The sequence below is a fragment of the Aquincola tertiaricarbonis genome (genome assembly GCF_023573145.1).
GTDB lineage: Bacteria > Pseudomonadota > Gammaproteobacteria > Burkholderiales > Burkholderiaceae_C > Aquincola > Aquincola tertiaricarbonis_B.
In genome coordinates this window covers 1176735-1192534 of sequence record NZ_CP097636.1, presented here as the reverse complement: position 1 = coordinate 1192534, position 15800 = coordinate 1176735, and the positions used below count along the sequence as shown (strand labels likewise).

Below are 15800 nucleotides of genomic sequence, written 5' to 3'. Positions count from 1 at the left end.
GGCATCAATGCGGTGAAGGTCGCTTCGCGATAATCGCCCGATGAATCCTCTGCTGCACCGCCTGCAGCCGTATCCGTTCGAGCGGCTGCGGCAACTCACCCGCGACATCATGCCCAACCCGGCCCTGCGCCCCATCAGCCTGGGCCTGGGCGAGCCGCGGCACCCCACGCCCGCGCTGATCGAAGAGGCGCTGACCTCGTCGCTCAAGGGCTTGTCGAGCTACCCTGCCACCGCGGGCGACCCCCAGCTGCGCGAGGCGGCTGCCGGCTGGCTGCAACGCCGCTACGGCGTGGCGGTGGATGCAGCCACGCAGGTGCTGCCGGTCAATGGCTCGCGTGAGGCGCTGTTCTCGCTGGCGCAGTCGGTGATCGACCCCACACGGCCCGGCGCCACGGTGGTGTGCCCCAATCCGTTCTATCAGATCTACGAAGGCGCGGCCCTGCTCTCGGGCGCCGAGGTGGCCTTTGCCAACAGCGACCCGGCGCGCAACTTCGCGCCCGACTGGTCGCAGATCGACGGGGCCACCTGGGCGCGCACGCAGCTGGTGTACGTGTGTTCGCCGGGCAACCCCACCGGCGCGGTGATGCCGCTGGACGAGTGGCGCACGCTGTTCGAGCTGTCGGACCGCCACGGCTTCGTGATCGCCAGCGACGAGTGCTACTCCGAGATCTACTTCCGCGACGAGCCGCCGCTGGGCGGGCTGCAGGCCGCCAAGGCGCTGGGCCGCGACGACTTCCGCCGCCTGGTGATGCTGACCAGCCTGAGCAAGCGCAGCAACGTACCGGGCATGCGCTCGGGCTTCGTGGCCGGCGATGCCGAGGTGATGAAGCAGTTCCTGCTGTACCGCACCTACCACGGCAGCGCGATGAGCCCGGTGGTGCAGTCGGCCAGCATCGCGGCGTGGAACGACGAAGACCACGTGGTGGCCAACCGCGAGCTGTACCGCACCAAGTTCGCCCAGGTGACGCCGGTGCTGCAGGCCGTGATGGACGTGGCCCTGCCCGACGCCAGCTTCTACCTGTGGGCCGGCGTGCCGGCCGCCTTCAACGGCGACGACATCGCCTTCGCCCGCGGCCTGCTCGCTCAATACAATGTGGCGGTGCTGCCGGGCAGCCTGCTCGCACGCAGCGCGCATGGCAGCAACCCCGGTGCCGGGCGTGTGCGCCTGGCCCTGGTGGCCGAAGTGGCCGAATGCCTCGAGGCGGCCCAACGCATCGCCTCCTACGTCAAGTCCTTGTGAGACCCCCCATGACCGCACAACTGCAATCCACCATCGACCTCGCGTGGGAAGCGCGCTCCGACATCACCGCGCTGAACGCGCCCGAGGTGCGTGAGGCCGTCGAGGAGGTGATCGCCCAGCTGAACACCGGCCGCCTGCGCGTGGCCGAGCGCCAATCGGTGGGCCAGTGGACGGTGAACCAGTGGGTGAAGAAGGCGGTGCTGCTGAGCTTCCGCCTGAACGACAACAAGCCCATGCATGCCGGCGAGCTGGCCTTCTTCGACAAGGTGCCCACCAAGTTCGCGCACCTGAGCGAAGAAGAGATGCGCGCCACCGGCGTGCGCGTGGTGCCGCCGGCCGTGGCGCGCCGCGGCAGCTACCTGGCCAAGAACGTGATCCTGATGCCCAGCTACGTGAACATCGGCGCCTACGTCGATGAAGGCACGATGGTGGACACCTGGGCCACCGTGGGCAGCTGCGCGCAGATCGGCAAGAACGTGCACCTGTCGGGCGGCGTGGGCATCGGCGGCGTGCTGGAGCCGCTGCAGGCCAACCCCACCATCATCGAGGACAACTGCTTCATCGGCGCCCGCTCCGAGATCGTCGAAGGCGTGGTGGTGGAGGAGAACTCGGTCATCTCGATGGGCGTGTACATCGGCCAGAGCACCAAGATCTACGACCGTGAAACCGGCGAGGTGCACTACGGCCGCGTGCCGGCCGGCTCGGTGGTGGTGAGCGGCAACCTGCCCAGCGCCGATGGCAAGTACAGCCTGTATTGCGCGGTGATCGTCAAGAAGGTGGACGCGCAGACCCGCGCCAAGACCAGCTTGAACGACCTGCTGCGCGCCTGATCGTCAGCGCCCATCCCCGATGAGCGGCGGCAATCTCGAGCGCGTGCTGCGGCTGATGGCCGAGCGATCGGCCTCCGACGCCTACATCTCGGCGAAGACGCCGATCCTCATCAAGGTCAACGGGCAGATGATGCAGCTGTCCGACCAGCCGTTGACGCCGGCCCAGCCGCGCCAGCTGCTGGCCGAGATGCTCACCGAAGCGCAGCTGGCCGAGCTGGACAGCACCAGCGAGCTCAATGCGGCGGTGGGCGTGCCGGGCGTCGGCAGCTTCCGGCTGTCGGCTTTCAAGCAGCGCGGCTCCATCGCCGCGGTGTTCCGCTGCATCCCCTTCCACATTCCGCCGATCGACACGCTGGGCGTGCCCGACGTGCTGTCGCAGATCGTGCTGGACAAGCGCGGCCTGATCCTGATGGTGGGTGCCACCGGCAGCGGCAAGAGCACCACGCTGGCCTCGATGCTGGAGCTGCGCAACCAGCGGCTCACCGGCCACATCCTCACCATCGAAGACCCGATCGAGTTCCTGTTCAACAACAAGAAGTCGATCATCAACCAGCGCGAGATCGGCCGCGACACGCAAAGCCTGCAGGTGGCGCTGCGCAATGCGCTGCGGCAGGCGCCCGACTGCATTCTGATCGGCGAGATCCGCGACCGCGAGACCATGTCGCTGGCGCTGTCGTACGCGCTGTCGGGCCACTTGGTGCTGGCCACGCTGCATGCCAACAACAGCTACCACGCGCTGGGTCGCATCCTGTCGATGTACACGCCTGAGTCGCGCGGCTCGCTGCTGGCCGACCTGGCCGCCGGCCTGCGCGCCGTGGTGTCGCAGCGGCTGCTGCGCGCCACCTCGGGCGGCCGCGTGCCGGCCATCGAGGTCATGCTCAACACCCAGCTGGTGGCCGAGCTGATCGAGAAGGGCGACATGCACGGCGTGAAGGAGGCGATGGAAAAGTCGCTGGCCGAAGGCTCGCAGACCTTCGAACAGGACCTGGCGCGCCTGGTGAACGAAGGCAGCGTCACCCGCGACGAAGCGCTGGCCAATGCCGATTCACCCACCAACCTGCTGTGGCGGCTGCAGAACGCGGCACTGCAGGCGGCCAAGCCGGTCGCCCGCGCCGATGAATCCGACGTGGCGGTGTACACCGAAGTGACGGTGGACGTGCCGGCGCCCGGCGCCGCCGCTTCGCTGGTCCCGGCCCATGCCACGCCCTTCGGCGGCACCGCCCCGGGGCCGTCCACCTTTCCCACCCTGCCCCGCACCTGATGACTGCCGCCCTGCACCTGGCCGAAGCGCTGATCGCCCGCAACTCCACCACGCCAGAGGATGCGGGCTGCCAGGCGCTGATCGCCAGCCGGCTGCAGGCCATCGGCTTCGTCTGCGAAACCATCGAAAGCGGCCCGGCGAACTTCCGCGTCACCAACCTGTGGGCCAAGCGCAGTGGCGCCCGCCCGGGGCCCACGCTGGTGCTGGCCGGCCACACCGACGTGGTGCCCACCGGGCCGTTGGACCAGTGGCACAGCGACCCCTTCACGCCCACCCACCGCGACGGCAAGCTCTACGGCCGCGGTGCGGCCGACATGAAGAGCAGCATCGCCGCGATGGTGGTGGCGGCCGAGGAATTCGTGGCCGCGCAGCCCGCGCATGCCGGCGCCATCGCCTTATTGCTGACCAGTGACGAAGAAGGCCCGGCGCTGGACGGCACCGTGAAGGTGGTGGACCTGCTGGCCCAGCGCGGCGAGAAGCTGGACATGTGCGTGGTGGGCGAGCCCACCAGCGTCAGCGCGCTGGGCGACATGGTCAAGAACGGCCGCCGCGGTTCGCTGTCGGGCAAGCTGCGCGTGATCGGCGTGCAAGGCCACATCGCCTACCCGCAGCTGGCGCGCAACCCCATCCACCAGGCGGCGCCAGCGCTGGCCGAACTGGCCGCGATGGTGTGGGACAGCGGCAATGCCTACTTCCCGCCCACCAGCTGGCAGGTGTCCAACATCCACGGCGGCACCGGCGCCACCAACGTGATCCCGGGCGAGCTGGTGATTGACTTCAACTTCCGCTTCAGCACCGAATCCACGCCCGAGGCGCTGAAGGCCCGCGTGGCCGCGGTGCTGGACAAGCACGGCCTGCAGTACCAGATCGACTGGACGCTGGGCGGCGAGCCCTTCCTGACGCCGGTGGGCACACTCACCGAAGCACTGGGCGCGGCCATCCACGACGAGACCGGCGTCACCACCGAGCTGTCGACCACCGGCGGCACGTCGGACGGCCGCTTCATCGCCAAGCACTGCCCGCAGGTGATGGAGTTCGGGCCGATCAACGCCAGCATCCACAAGATCGACGAGCACGTGATCGCCGCCGACGTCGAACGCTTGAAGAACATCTACCGCCGGCTGCTGGAAAAGGTGCTGGCATGAGCGTTGAAACGTTGAACCTCGTCGCCGCGATCGAAGCCGCGGCGGCGCGGCTGGACGCGGCCGGCGTGAGCTATGGCCACGGCACCACCAACGCCTTCGACGAAGCCGCCTGGCTGGTGCTGTGGCGCCTGGGCCTGCCGCTGGATGCGCTGGACGAGGTGGCCGAGCGCCTGCTGAACGCCGACGAGCAGGCCGCCATCGACGCGCTGATCCAGCAGCGCATCGACAGCCGCCGCCCCGCCGCCTACCTGACGCAGGAAGCCTGGCTGCAGGGCGTGAGCTTCCATGTCGACGAACGCGTGATCGTGCCGCGTTCGCTGATCGCCGAGCCTCTGGCCGACGGCACGCTGGACGCCTGGCTGAGCGAGCACACCCGCCAGGTGCTGGACCTGTGCACCGGCAACGGCAGCCTGGCCGTGCTGGCCGCGATGGCCTGGCCCGAGGTGCAGGTGGACGCGGCCGACATCAGCGACGATGCGCTGGCCGTGGCCCGCATCAACGTCGACCGCCATGGGCTGGCCGACCGCATCCGCCTTTTGCACAGCGACGGCCTGGCCGCCCTGCCCGGCCCCTACGACCTGGTGCTGTGCAACCCGCCCTACGTCAACAGCGCGTCCATGGCCGCGCTGCCCGCCGAATACCGTGCCGAACCCGCGCTGGCCCTGGCCGGCGGCGAAGACGGCATGGACTTCATCCGCCGCCTGCTGGCCGAGCTGCCGCAGCGGCTGTCGCCCCACGGCGTGCTGGTGCTCGAGATCGGCCACGAGCGCGAGCACTTCGAGGCGGCCTTTCCCGCGCTGGCGCCCGTGTGGCTGCCCACCAGCGCCGGCGACGACCAGGTGCTGCTGCTGGACCGCGACGCGCTGGGCGCACTGTCTGTTTCCTGATGATCACCCTTCGCAACCTCACCCTCCGCCGCGGCACCAAGGTCGTCCTGGACAACGCCAGCGTCACGCTGAACCCGGGCGAAAAGATCGGCCTGGTCGGCCGCAACGGCGCCGGCAAGTCCAGCCTCTTCGCGCTGCTCACCGGCCGGCTGGGCGCCGATGCCGGCGATGCCGAGATCCCGCCGCGCTGGCGCATCGGCGAGGTGGCGCAGCACATGCCCGAAACCAGCGACAGCGCGACCGACTTCGTGCTGCAGGGCGACATCCCGCTGATGGAGGCGCAGGCCGCGCTGGCGGCGGCCGAGACCAGCGACGACGGCCATGCCATCGCCGATGCGCACATGGCCATCGAGGAGGCGGGCGGCTTCGATGCGCGCTCACGCGCGCAGGCGCTGCTGCTGGGCCTGGGGTTCCAGGTGCAGCAGCTGGACGCGCCGGTCAACAGCTTCTCGGGCGGCTGGCGCATGCGGCTGCAGCTGGCGCGGGCGCTGATGTGCCCGGCCGACCTGATGCTGCTGGACGAGCCCACCAACCACCTGGACCTCGACGCCCTGGTGTGGCTGGAAGGCTGGCTGCAGCGCTTTTCCGGCACCATGATCGTGATCAGCCACGACCGCGAGTTCCTGGACGCGATCACCAAGGTGACGCTGCACCTGGACGAGGCCAAGCTGACGCGCTACGGCGGCAACTACACCACCTTCGAAGAAATGCGCGCCGAGCGCATGAGCCAGCAGGCCACGGCGTTCGTCAAGCAGCAGGAGCGCATCGCCCACCTGCAGCGCTTCATCGACCGCTTCAAGGCCAAGGCCAGCAAGGCCAAGCAGGCGCAAAGCCGGGTCAAGGCGCTGGACCGCATGGAAAAGCTGGCGCCGGTGCTCACGGCCAGCGACTTCAGCTTCGAGTTCAAGGAGCCGGTGAGCCTGCCCAACCCGATGCTGGCCATGCGCGAAGTAGTGTGTGGGTACATGGTGCCGTCGGCCGACGACGCGTCGGTGCGTGTGCCCAAGCCCATCGTCCACAACGTCACCCGCACCGTGCTGGCCGGCCAGCGCATCGGCATCCTGGGCGCCAACGGCCAGGGCAAGTCCACCGTGGTCAAGACCATCGCGCGCGAGCATCCGGCGCTGGGCGGCGAGATCACCGAAGGCAAGGGCCTGGCCATCGGCTACTTCGCGCAGCAGGAGATGGACCTGCTGCATGCCGACGACGCGCCGCTGCAGCACATGGTGCGGCTGGCCCGCACCGTCGGCCCCGAGGCGCGCGAGCAGGAGCTGCGCGACTTCCTCGGCAAGTTCCGCTTCACCGGCGACATGGTGCAGCAGCGCATCGGCTCGCTGTCGGGCGGCGAGAAGGCGCGCCTGGTGCTGGCCAGCCTGGTGTGGCAGCGGCCCAACCTGCTGCTGCTGGACGAACCCACCAACCACCTGGACCTGACCACGCGTGAAGCGCTGTCGATGGCGCTGAACGAGTTCGAAGGCTCGGTGATGCTGGTGAGCCACGACCGCGCACTGCTGCGCGAGGTGTGCGACGAGTTCTGGCTGGTGACGGCCGGCGGCCTGCAGCCCTTCGATGGCGACCTGGACGACTACCAGCGCTGGCTGCTGGAGCAATCCCGCGCGGTGCAGAGGGCCGCGGCCAAGGGCGAGAAGTACAACGCCACGCCGCTGCCTGAGTCGCCCAAGCCGGCGGCCGTGGCGCCGGCCCCTGCCCCCGCGCCCGCGCCTGCCCAGCAGCAGGGCCCCGGCCGCCGCGAAGATCGCAAGGCCCAGGCGCAAGCCCGCGCCAAGCTGGCCGAGCGCACGCGGCCGTTGCGCATCGAGATCGAGCGCGTCGACAGCCGCATGGCCAAGCTCGCCGCCGAACGCGGTGACTGCGAGGCGCAACTGGCCAGCGGCAGCCTGCCCGGCAGCGAAATCGCCGAGCTGGGCCGCAAGCTCAACCACATCAGCGCCGAGATGACGATGCTGGAAGAGCGCTGGCTGGAACTGAGCAGCGAGATCGAAGCGCTGCAGGCCTCCGCGGGCTGACCCTGAGTGCAACGCCTGGCGCGCAGGCCGCGCGCCGGGATTCTTCGCAAAGACCATTTCAGTTGTACGCAATTTAATTGAGTACTACATTACTAGCCATGCGCTCGACAAACGCCCCCGACACCACGCCCGACGGCCCTCCGGCCACCGCCGATGCGTGGCTGGCGCTGGACCTGCAGCTGTGCTTTGCCTTGTACTCGTCCTCGCTGGCGATGACCAAGCTCTACAAGCCGCTGCTCGACCCGCTGGGCCTGACCTACCCGCAGTACCTCGTGATGCTGGTGCTGTGGGAAACCGACGATGTGTCCGTGGGTGAACTCGGCCACCGGCTGTCACTGGACTCGGGCACGCTGACGCCGCTGCTCAAGCGGCTGGAAGCGTCGGGCTACGTCACCCGGGTGCGCGACCGGCAGGACGAACGGCGCGTGCGGGTGCAGCTCACACCGCCCGGCCGGGCCCTGAAGGCGCAGGCGCATGCCGTGCCGCAGGCCGTGGCCTGTGCCAGCGGCTGCGCGCTGGATGAACTCGTCACGCTCACGCAGCGGCTCAAGCAGCTACGTGACAACCTGGCACAACACGCCGAACGTGCGGCGGCTTGATCCGCACGAATGTCAAACCGAAGGAAGACCACCATGGCGATCGAGAAGACCCTGTACACCGCCCACGCCACCTCCACCGGCGGCCGCGATGGCAAGTCCAAGAGCGACGACGGCAAGCTGGAAGTCAAGCTGGCCCCGCCCAAGGAAATGGGTGGCAACGGCGACGGCACCAACCCCGAACAGCTGTTCGCGGCCGGCTACTCCGCCTGCTTCCTGGGCGCGATGAAGTTCGTCGCCGGCCAGCAGAAGGCCGCCCTGCCCGCCGACACCTCGATCACCGCCGACATCGGCATCGGCCCGCTGGCCGGCGGCAAGGTGGGCTTCGGCATCAGCGCGGTGCTGAACATCACCATCCCGGGCTGGGAACAAGCCAAGGCGCAAGAGCTGGTCGACGCCGCCCACCAGGTGTGCCCGTACTCGAACGCCACCCGCGGCAACATCGACGTGACGCTGAACGTCGCGGTCTGATCGAGCGCAGCGAGCTTGCGGGCTCCACCAGTCCCGCCGGGCCGCCCCAAGGGACTGGACGCCCCCTTGGGGGGCAGCGAGCGCAGCGAGCTTGGGGGCTCAATCCACGTGCAAGAGCCGCAGCAGCAGCGCCACCCGCGCCTGCTGCGGCGTGAGGGCTCCGGCCGCCGGCAAAGCGCCAGGCACCTCGATCACGCTGCCGGCCAGGCAGCGGCTGCAACGCAGAACCTGAACACCGGCCACCTCGGCGCTGCGCAGGGCCGCCTCCAAAGCCTCATGCAAGGTGCCGTTGCCGGTGCCCGCCACCACCAGGCCGGCCACGCCCGCAGCCTGCAGTGCCTGCACCGCACGGCCATCCGCACCGGCGGCACTGGTGACGATTTCCACCCACGGCCAGGGCTGTGGCGCCGACTGCAGCCCCGCCAGCCGTTCAACCGCGCCCGCGCGCGGCGCCGGCCACGGTCGTAGCGCCCGCACCCGATCGGCTTCCACATAGGCCAGCGGGCCGGCATCGCCGGAGCCGAAGGCATCCAGCCGGTACGTGTGCGTCTTGCGCACCTCGCCGCCCGCATGCACGGTGCCGCCCAACAAGGCCAGCACGCCCTGGCAGCCGGGCGTGCGCGCCAGCAGCACCGCATCCAGCAGGTTCTGCGGGCCGTCGGCCAGCAAGGCGGTGGCCGGCCGCATGGCCGCCACCAGCACCACGGGCTTGGCCGGCGCCAGCACCTGTTGCAGGAAGAACGCGGTTTCCTCCAGCGTGTCGGTGCCATGCGTCACCACCACGCCGACCACCTCGGGCCGCGCCAGGTGGTGGGCCAGGCGCGTGGCCAGTTGCAGCCACACGTCGAAGCGCATGTCCTTGCTGTCCAGCTGCGCCACCTGCTCGGCCTCCAGCGGCTGGCCGGCCAGTGCCGGCACCGCGGTCACCAGCTGCGCCACGCCCAGCTGGCCGGCGGTGTAGCCCACGGTGTCGCCGGCATCGGCCGCGGTGCCGGCGATGGTGCCGCCGGTACCCAGGATCACGACCTTGTCGAGTGCGGTTTGCGCGTTTTGCATTGATTTTGCGGCTGGATAGGAATACAGTGACTGGACGAATCCACAGGAAACCCGATGGCTGATCGCCCGAAGCTTAGTGGCCTGAAACCGAGCGGCCTCAAACTCACTGAGCGCCAGCAGCAGATTTTCGATCTTGTGCGCAACGCCATCGAAACCACCGGCGCGCCGCCCACCCGGGCCGAGATCGCGCGGCAGCTGGGCTTCAAGTCCGCCAACGCGGCGGAAGAGCATCTGCAGGCCCTCGCCCGCAAGGGCGTCATCGAGCTGGTCGGCGGCACCTCGCGCGGCATCCGTCTGCCCAGCGACACCCTGCATGCCGTGAACGAAGCGCGTGAAGCGCGCAGTCGCCAGTTCAGCCTGCCGCTGGCCAGCCTGGCCCAGCTCACGCTGCCGCTGGTGGGCCGGGTGGCGGCCGGCAGTCCCATCCTGGCCCAGGAACATATCGACCAGACCTACGTGGTCGAGGCCAGCCTGTTCGCCCGCCGCCCCGACTACCTGCTGCGCGTGCGCGGCATGAGCATGCGCGACGCCGGCATCCTGGACGGCGACCTGCTGGCGGTGCAAAAGGCCAGCGAGGCGCGCAACGGCCAGATCGTGGTTGCCCGCATCGGCGACGAAGTCACCGTCAAGCGCTTCGAGCGCCAGGGTGCCAGCATCCGCCTGCTGCCTGAGAACCCCGATTTCGCGCCCATCGACGTGTCGGCCGACGAGAGCTTCACGCTGGAAGGGCTGGCCGTCGGCCTGGTGCGCAACACCTGGTTGATGTGATGTCCCGCACGCTGGTCAAGTCGCCCAAGGCCGAATGCGCCGCGGCCTGCCAGACGCTGGAACAACTGCCCAACATCGGCCCCTCGCTGGCGGCCGACCTGCGACTCATCGGCATCCATGAGCCGCGCGACCTGATCGGACGCGACGCCTTCGTGCTGTACCAGGCGCTGTGCGCCAAGACCGGCAAGCGCCAGGACCCCTGCGTGCTGGACACCTTCATGGCCGCCACCGACTTCATGCGCGGCGCCGCCGCCGCGCCCTGGTGGGCCTACACACCGCAGCGCAAGCTGCTCTACGGGCAGATCGAGGCGGCGCGATAGGCGGCGCCACGGGTGCCAACAAGCACAGTTCCGGGCGCCTTATCGGCGCTTTGCGCAGCCATGCTCGCGCAAAGAATGGCTTTATTCACGATGCCATGCGCCGATATCCCGGAGACCATGTTGAACGCCCTCCTGCTCCAAATGCGCCGCCTGCGGGCCGGCGTCGGCACGCGGGTCGAGGTCTGCCCGCCTGCGGTGCTGTCTCCGGTCGAGCCTGTGTGGTCGCGGTTGATGCGCTGGGTGGCAGCCCCCGCCCCCTGGCAGGCAGCAATGAGCCCGCCCGGCGGGCGCCGGCTGCAACGCACCAAGGCCGACTTCGTCGCCGCCTTGAACGACATCGGCACGCCCGCGGCGCGCCAGCTCTCGGACCGGGTGCATACCGCCCGTTCGCCGCGTGAGCTGTGGCACCTGCGCTCGGCCGTCTTCCAGCTGGTGTCGCTGGCCCACAGCCAGCGCGAAGCCCAGCTCCGGCTGGAGGCGCTGAACCGCCACTTCCCCACCCGTGCGCCGCGCTCGGGCTTCGGCGCGCTGGATGCATGACCGCGCCGCGCCACTTCTCCCCCTCACCCGACGGCCGCCCGCGCCACAGCGCGGCTGCCCCGGGCGCGCCGCGCAACTACACCGTCGGCGGGTTGCGCACCGGCATGCCGGCCGAGCAGATGTCGCGGCTGAGCGCGCGCAAGGCCTTCGTCGACACCAAGCTGATGTTCATGCAGGTGCTGGCGCAGATCGACCGCCACGACGCCGGCGTGGAATGGCTGCGCAAACAGGTGCGCAGCGCGCAGATGCCGGAAGACCTGTGGCTGCTGCGGGCCGCGGTGTACGACGCGCTGCGCAGCGAAGGCGCGCAGGGCGCTGAACTGCGCGACCTGCTGCGCCGCAGCCTGGACGGCCTGCTGCCTGGCACCTACATGGCCAGCGGCTTCAGCACCCTTTGACACCGGCCGCGCGGTCGGGCATGTCGGCCGAGGCACAATGCCCGGCCACATGAACATCATCATCCTCGACGACTACCAGGATGCGGTGCGCAAGCTGAAGTGCGCCTCGCTGCTCGAACCGCTGAACGCCAAGGTGTTCACCAACACGGTCAAGGGCATCGGCCAGCTGTCGGTGCGCCTTCGTGATGCCGATGTGCTGGTGCTGATCCGCGAACGCACCGCCTTCCCGCGCCAACTGCTGGAAAAACTCCCCAAACTCAAGCTCATCTCGCAAACCGGCAAGGTGGGCTCCCATATTGACGTGGAGGCCTGCACCCGGCTGGGCATCGCCGTCGCAGAAGGCACCGGTTCGCCGGTGGCGCCGGCCGAACTCACCTGGGCGCTGATCATGGCCGCCATGCGCCGCCTGCCCCAGTACATCGGCAATCTGAAGCACGGCGCCTGGCAGCAGTCGGGCCTGAAGGCCGCCGGCATGCCACCCAACTTCGGCGTCGGCCAGGTGCTGCGCGGCAAGACGCTGGGCATCTGGGGCTATGGCCGCATCGGCCAGCTGGTGGCCGGTTTCGGCCGCGCCTTCGGCATGCAGGTGGTGGTGTGGGGCCGCGAGCCTTCGCTGGAACGTGCCCGCGCCGACGGCCTGGCCACCGCGCCCAGCAAGGAAGCCTTCTTCGAAGGCTGCGACGTGCTGACCGTGCACCTGCGGCTGAACGACGCCACCCGCGGCATCGTCACGCTGGAAGATCTGTCGCGCATGAAGCCAACGGCCCTTTTCGTCAACACCTCGCGCGCCGAGCTGGTGGAAGAAAACGCGCTGGTTTCGGCCCTGAACAAGGGCCGTCCCGGCCTCGCCGCGGTGGACGTGTTCGAGAGCGAGCCCATCCTGCAAGGCCATCCGCTGCTGCGGCTGGAGAACGCCGTGTGCACGCCGCACATCGGCTACGTGGAGCAGGACAGCTACGAGATGTACTTCGGCGCCGCGTTCCAGAACGTCGTCAACTTCGTCAACCAGCAGCCGACCAACCTGCTGAACCCTGAAGCCCTGCGGGTGCACCGGTGACCACCGTGCCGCAGGCCGCCGGTGAAGTTCCGGCCGCGGCGCTGCGTTGGTCGCTGCTGTTCGGCAACTTTGCGATCGGTTGCGGTGTGATGGTCACCGCAGGCTCGCTCAACGACCTCACCCGCTCGCTGCAGGTGAGCGTCGCGGTCGGTGGGCAGCTGATCACCATTGCCGCAGCGGTGCTCGCATTCGGTGCGCCGTTGCTGGCAGCCGCAGTCGGCGGCTTCGACCGCCGGCGGCTGCTCACGCTGGCGCTGGCTTGGTACGCCATCGGCCATGCGCTGTCGGCGCTGATGCCCAGCTATGCCGCGCTGATGCCGGTGCGGGCGGCCAGCGTGCTGGCCGCGGCCGTGTTCACGCCACAAGCCGCCGCCACCGCCGCCTGGCTGGCCACGCCTGCGGCACGCGGCCGGCTGATCACCTTCATCTTCCTTGGCTGGTCGGTGGCCAGCGTGCTGGGCATGCCGGTGCACAGCTTCATCGGCGAAACCTTCGGCTGGCGCTACGCCTTCGGCGTCGTGGCGTTGCTGTCGGCCGTGGCCGCCGCCTGGGTGTGGCGCGTGGTGCCCGACGGCGTACGGCCGCCGGCCCTGAGCCTGCGTTCTTGGCGCGAGGTGATCACCCACCCGGCACTGATGGCCATGGTGCTGGTCACCGCCTTGTCGGCCGCCGGGCAGTTCACCGTGTTTTCGTACTTCGCGCCCTACTACCGGCAAGTGCTGGGTGCCACCGGCGGGCAGACCAGCCTGATGTTCTTCTGGTTCGGCGCCTTCGGGCTGCTGGGCAACGTGCTGCTGTCGCGGCATGTGGACCGCTTCGGCGCCTCGCGCGCGGTGGCGCTGGCGCTGGCGGGCATGGCCTTGTCGCTGCTGCTGTGGCCGCTGGGCACCACGCTGGTGGCCATGGCGCTGCTGCTGGTGCCCTGGGCACTGGGCTGCTTCTCGTGCAACTCGGCCCAGCAGGCACGGCTGGGCCAGGCGGCGCCGGCCTGGGCCGGGGCGCTGATGGCGCTCAACACCTCGGCCATCTACCTGGGTCAGGCCGTGGGCGCGGCCGGCGGGGGCGCACTGGTGGCGGCCCATGCCGGCGAGCCCGGTGCCGCCGCCTTCGGCCCGTTTCACTGGGTGGGGCTGGCATGGCTGATGCTGGCCATGGCCCTGAGCGCCTGGGCCACCCGCAGGATGCGGCGTGATGACTGAACCGCTAATCCCGAGCCTGGACACGCAGGCGCTGCCCCGCCCGGCGCGCCCGCGAGAGCTGTTTCACGCCTTCACCCGCATGAGCCTGATGGGCTTTGGCGGCGTGCTGCCGGTGGCCCAGCATGAGCTGGTGGAGCGGCGCCGCTGGCTGACGCGGGAAGACTTCGTCGAGCTGCTGTCCATCGGACAGGTGCTGCCCGGCCCCAACATCGTCAACGTCGCGCTGATGATCGGCGACCGTTTCTTCGGCTGGCGGGGCGCCGCCGCGGCGGTGGGTGGCTTGCTGGGCCTGCCGATGCTGCTGGTGATGAGCCTGGCCATCCTCTACAACGGCTTGGCCCACCACCCCATGGTGGCCGGCGCGCTGCGCGGCATGGGCGCGGTGTCGGCCGGGCTGGTGCTGTCCACCGCAGTCAAGCTGCTGCCCGCGCTCAAGAAAAACCCGATGGGCCGCCCGGCATGCGCCCTGGTGGCGGTGGCCACGGTGGCCGGCATCGCCGGCTGGCGGCTGCCACTGGGCTGGGTGGTGCTGGCGGTGGGCGGCAGCGCCTGCCTCTATGCGTGGTGGGCGCTGGGCCGGAGGGCACGATGAGCTGGCTGGTGGGCACCCATGGCCTGAGCGTGGCCGACTGGCTGGGCGTGTTCACCCAGTTCATGCTGCTGTCGATGCTGGCCATCGGCGGCGCCATCGCCACCGCGCCCGACATGCACCGCTATCTGGTCAACGAGCACGGCTGGCTGACCGACGCGCAGTTCACCTCTTCGGTCGCGCTGGCCCAGGCAGCGCCGGGGCCCAACGTGCTGTTCATTCCCGTGCTGGGCTACGGCGTGGGCGGCCTGCTGGGCGCGGCGGTGATGCTGCTGGCCAGCCTGCTGCCCAGCACCGTGCTGGCCCTCACGGCCACCCGCTGGGGCACGCAGCGGCGCGACACCCGCGGCGTGCGCGCCTTCGTGGCCGGGATGGCGCCGGTGACGCTCGGCCTGCTGCTGTCCACCGGCTGGGTGCTGACCGAGCCGTCCCGCGGCCACCTGGGCGCGATGCTGCTGGTAGGCGTGACGGTGCTGGTGATGTGGCGCACCAAGATCAGCCCGATCTGGATGGTGGCGCTGGGCGCGTTGGTGGGGGTGATGGGATTGGCATGACGACCAGCCAGCCGGTGCGCTGGGGCATCCTGTCCACCGCCGGCATCGGCCTGCGGCGAGCGATCCCGGTGCTGCAGCAGAACCCGGCGCTGATGGAAGTGCGGGCCATCGCCTCGCGCCAGCATGCGGCGGCCGAGGCGGCCGCACAGGCACACGGCATTGCAGTGGCCCACGGCAGCTACGAGGCGCTGCGCGCGGGTGAGATCGGCACGCTGCGCTTCATGCAGGTGCCTTTCGGCTACTTCAACACCGACGCCGCCAACATCCGCAACCGGCCCGAGGCCGGCGGCGGCGCGCTCTACGACATCGGCTGCTACGCGGTGGCCGCCGCACGCTGGTGCTTCGAGCGTGAGCCGGTGCGCGTGGCCTGCAGCATCGACCGTGACGCCGACTTCGGCACCGACCGCCTCTGCAGCGCGCTGCTGGACTTTGGTGCCGCAGGGTAGATGGTGTTCAGCGTCAGCACCCAGGCCCACCGCTATCAGCGGCTGCACCTGGTGGGCACGCAGGGCCGGCTCGAGATGGAGATGCCCTCAGCCGAGGCCAGCGCCGGGCCGCTCCCAAGCGGCCGCGGCACCTTCTCGGAGGGTGGTGCCACGCAGTGGCGCCGGGTGCTCCCAGGCATGCGCCGCAGGGCGCGGCCAGCCGCTATTGGGTGGAAGACGCTGCCGGCCTGCGCACCATCGACCTGCCGCCGGCCGACCAGTACCTGCTGCAGATGGAAAGCTTCTCACGCGCGGTGCGCGAAGAAGCCCCCACCGCCGCCGGCCTGGACGAAGCCGAGGCCGGCATGCGGGTGATCGACGCGCTGTTCGCCTCGGCCGCCAGCGGGCGGTTCGAGGCGGTGGGGGGCTGATCGCCC

General features: G+C 69.9%; 19 protein-coding genes. 18 read left to right on the top strand and 1 reads right to left on the bottom strand.

The genetic code is table 11. The annotated features are described in order from the left end of the window. Positions 1-40 precede the first annotated feature (40 nt). The 8 genes from dapC (at position 41) to MW290_RS19695 (ending at position 8457) form a co-directional block, all read left to right on the top strand. On the top strand, positions 41-1240 hold the full coding sequence (dapC, locus tag MW290_RS19730) for a succinyldiaminopimelate transaminase (protein WP_250199392.1): 1200 nt from the start codon (positions 41-43) through the stop codon (positions 1238-1240). Positions 1241-1248: 8 nt separating this feature from the next. Beyond that, entirely contained in the window at positions 1249-2070 is an 822-nt protein-coding gene (gene dapD / locus MW290_RS19725; protein WP_250199391.1) for a 2,3,4,5-tetrahydropyridine-2,6-dicarboxylate N-succinyltransferase, read from the top strand. Positions 2071-2089: 19 nt separating this feature from the next. After that, a complete protein-coding gene (locus MW290_RS19720; RefSeq protein ID WP_250199390.1) occupies positions 2090-3331 on the top strand; it encodes a PilT/PilU family type 4a pilus ATPase in 1242 nt (413 codons plus the stop codon). Then, entirely contained in the window at positions 3331-4476 is a 1146-nt protein-coding gene (gene dapE / locus MW290_RS19715; protein ID WP_250199389.1) for a succinyl-diaminopimelate desuccinylase, read from the top strand. Before MW290_RS19720 ends, dapE begins: the two co-directional genes overlap by 1 nt. Then, positions 4473-5363: a 50S ribosomal protein L3 N(5)-glutamine methyltransferase gene (gene prmB / locus MW290_RS19710; RefSeq protein ID WP_250199388.1), complete on the top strand. Its 891-nt coding sequence runs from the start codon at positions 4473-4475 to the stop codon at positions 5361-5363. Before dapE ends, prmB begins: the two co-directional genes overlap by 4 nt. After that, entirely contained in the window at positions 5363-7390 is a 2028-nt protein-coding gene (locus MW290_RS19705; RefSeq protein ID WP_250199387.1) for an ABC-F family ATP-binding cassette domain-containing protein, read from the top strand. Before prmB ends, MW290_RS19705 begins: the two co-directional genes overlap by 1 nt. 98 nt (positions 7391-7488) lie before the next feature. Then, complete coding sequence (locus MW290_RS19700) at positions 7489-7989, top strand: MarR family winged helix-turn-helix transcriptional regulator (RefSeq protein WP_250199386.1); 501 nt, start codon at positions 7489-7491, stop codon at positions 7987-7989. A 33-nt stretch (positions 7990-8022) separates the two neighbouring features. Next, the gene (locus tag MW290_RS19695; RefSeq protein WP_250199385.1) at positions 8023-8457 is read left to right on the top strand and encodes an organic hydroperoxide resistance protein; all 435 of its coding nucleotides are present in this window, start codon (positions 8023-8025) and stop codon (positions 8455-8457) included. A 99-nt stretch (positions 8458-8556) separates the two neighbouring features. Here the strand turns inward: MW290_RS19695 and MW290_RS19690 are convergent, their stop codons facing one another. Then, on the bottom strand, positions 8557-9513 hold the full coding sequence (locus MW290_RS19690; protein ID WP_250199384.1) for an asparaginase: 957 nt from the start codon (positions 9511-9513) through the stop codon (positions 8557-8559). 54 nt (positions 9514-9567) lie between these two features. Between MW290_RS19690 and lexA the strand changes: the two genes are divergently transcribed. The 10 genes from lexA to MW290_RS19640 all read left to right on the top strand — a co-directional run bounded on the left by lexA (position 9568) and on the right by MW290_RS19640 (position 15794). Then, complete coding sequence (gene lexA / locus MW290_RS19685; protein WP_250199383.1) at positions 9568-10281, top strand: transcriptional repressor LexA; 714 nt, start codon at positions 9568-9570, stop codon at positions 10279-10281. Then, on the top strand, positions 10281-10601 hold the full coding sequence (locus MW290_RS19680; protein ID WP_250199382.1) for a helix-hairpin-helix domain-containing protein: 321 nt from the start codon (positions 10281-10283) through the stop codon (positions 10599-10601). Before lexA ends, MW290_RS19680 begins: the two co-directional genes overlap by 1 nt. Before the next feature lie 117 nt (positions 10602-10718). After that, positions 10719-11141: a hypothetical protein gene (locus tag MW290_RS19675; protein WP_250199381.1), complete on the top strand. Its 423-nt coding sequence runs from the start codon at positions 10719-10721 to the stop codon at positions 11139-11141. Further along, on the top strand, positions 11138-11539 hold the full coding sequence (locus MW290_RS19670; RefSeq protein WP_250199380.1) for a hypothetical protein: 402 nt from the start codon (positions 11138-11140) through the stop codon (positions 11537-11539). The genes MW290_RS19675 and MW290_RS19670 overlap by 4 nt, the downstream gene beginning before the upstream one ends. Positions 11540-11588: 49 nt before the next feature. After that, a complete protein-coding gene (locus MW290_RS19665) occupies positions 11589-12596 on the top strand; it encodes a D-2-hydroxyacid dehydrogenase family protein (RefSeq protein WP_250199379.1) in 1008 nt (335 codons plus the stop codon). Continuing rightward, entirely contained in the window at positions 12593-13795 is a 1203-nt protein-coding gene (locus MW290_RS19660) for an MFS transporter (protein ID WP_250199378.1), read from the top strand. Before MW290_RS19665 ends, MW290_RS19660 begins: the two co-directional genes overlap by 4 nt. Then, positions 13788-14387 (top strand): chromate transporter, encoded by a 600-nt coding sequence (locus MW290_RS19655; RefSeq protein WP_250199377.1) that lies wholly within the window; start codon positions 13788-13790, stop codon positions 14385-14387. Before MW290_RS19660 ends, MW290_RS19655 begins: the two co-directional genes overlap by 8 nt. Next, complete coding sequence (locus MW290_RS19650) at positions 14384-14938, top strand: chromate transporter (RefSeq protein WP_250199376.1); 555 nt, start codon at positions 14384-14386, stop codon at positions 14936-14938. Before MW290_RS19655 ends, MW290_RS19650 begins: the two co-directional genes overlap by 4 nt. Next, positions 14935-15384: a Gfo/Idh/MocA family protein gene (locus MW290_RS19645; RefSeq protein ID WP_250199375.1), complete on the top strand. Its 450-nt coding sequence runs from the start codon at positions 14935-14937 to the stop codon at positions 15382-15384. The genes MW290_RS19650 and MW290_RS19645 overlap by 4 nt, the downstream gene beginning before the upstream one ends. A gap of 155 nt (positions 15385-15539) precedes the next feature. Beyond that, positions 15540-15794 (top strand): hypothetical protein, encoded by a 255-nt coding sequence (locus MW290_RS19640; protein WP_250199374.1) that lies wholly within the window; start codon positions 15540-15542, stop codon positions 15792-15794. Positions 15795-15800: the final 6 nt, after the last annotated feature.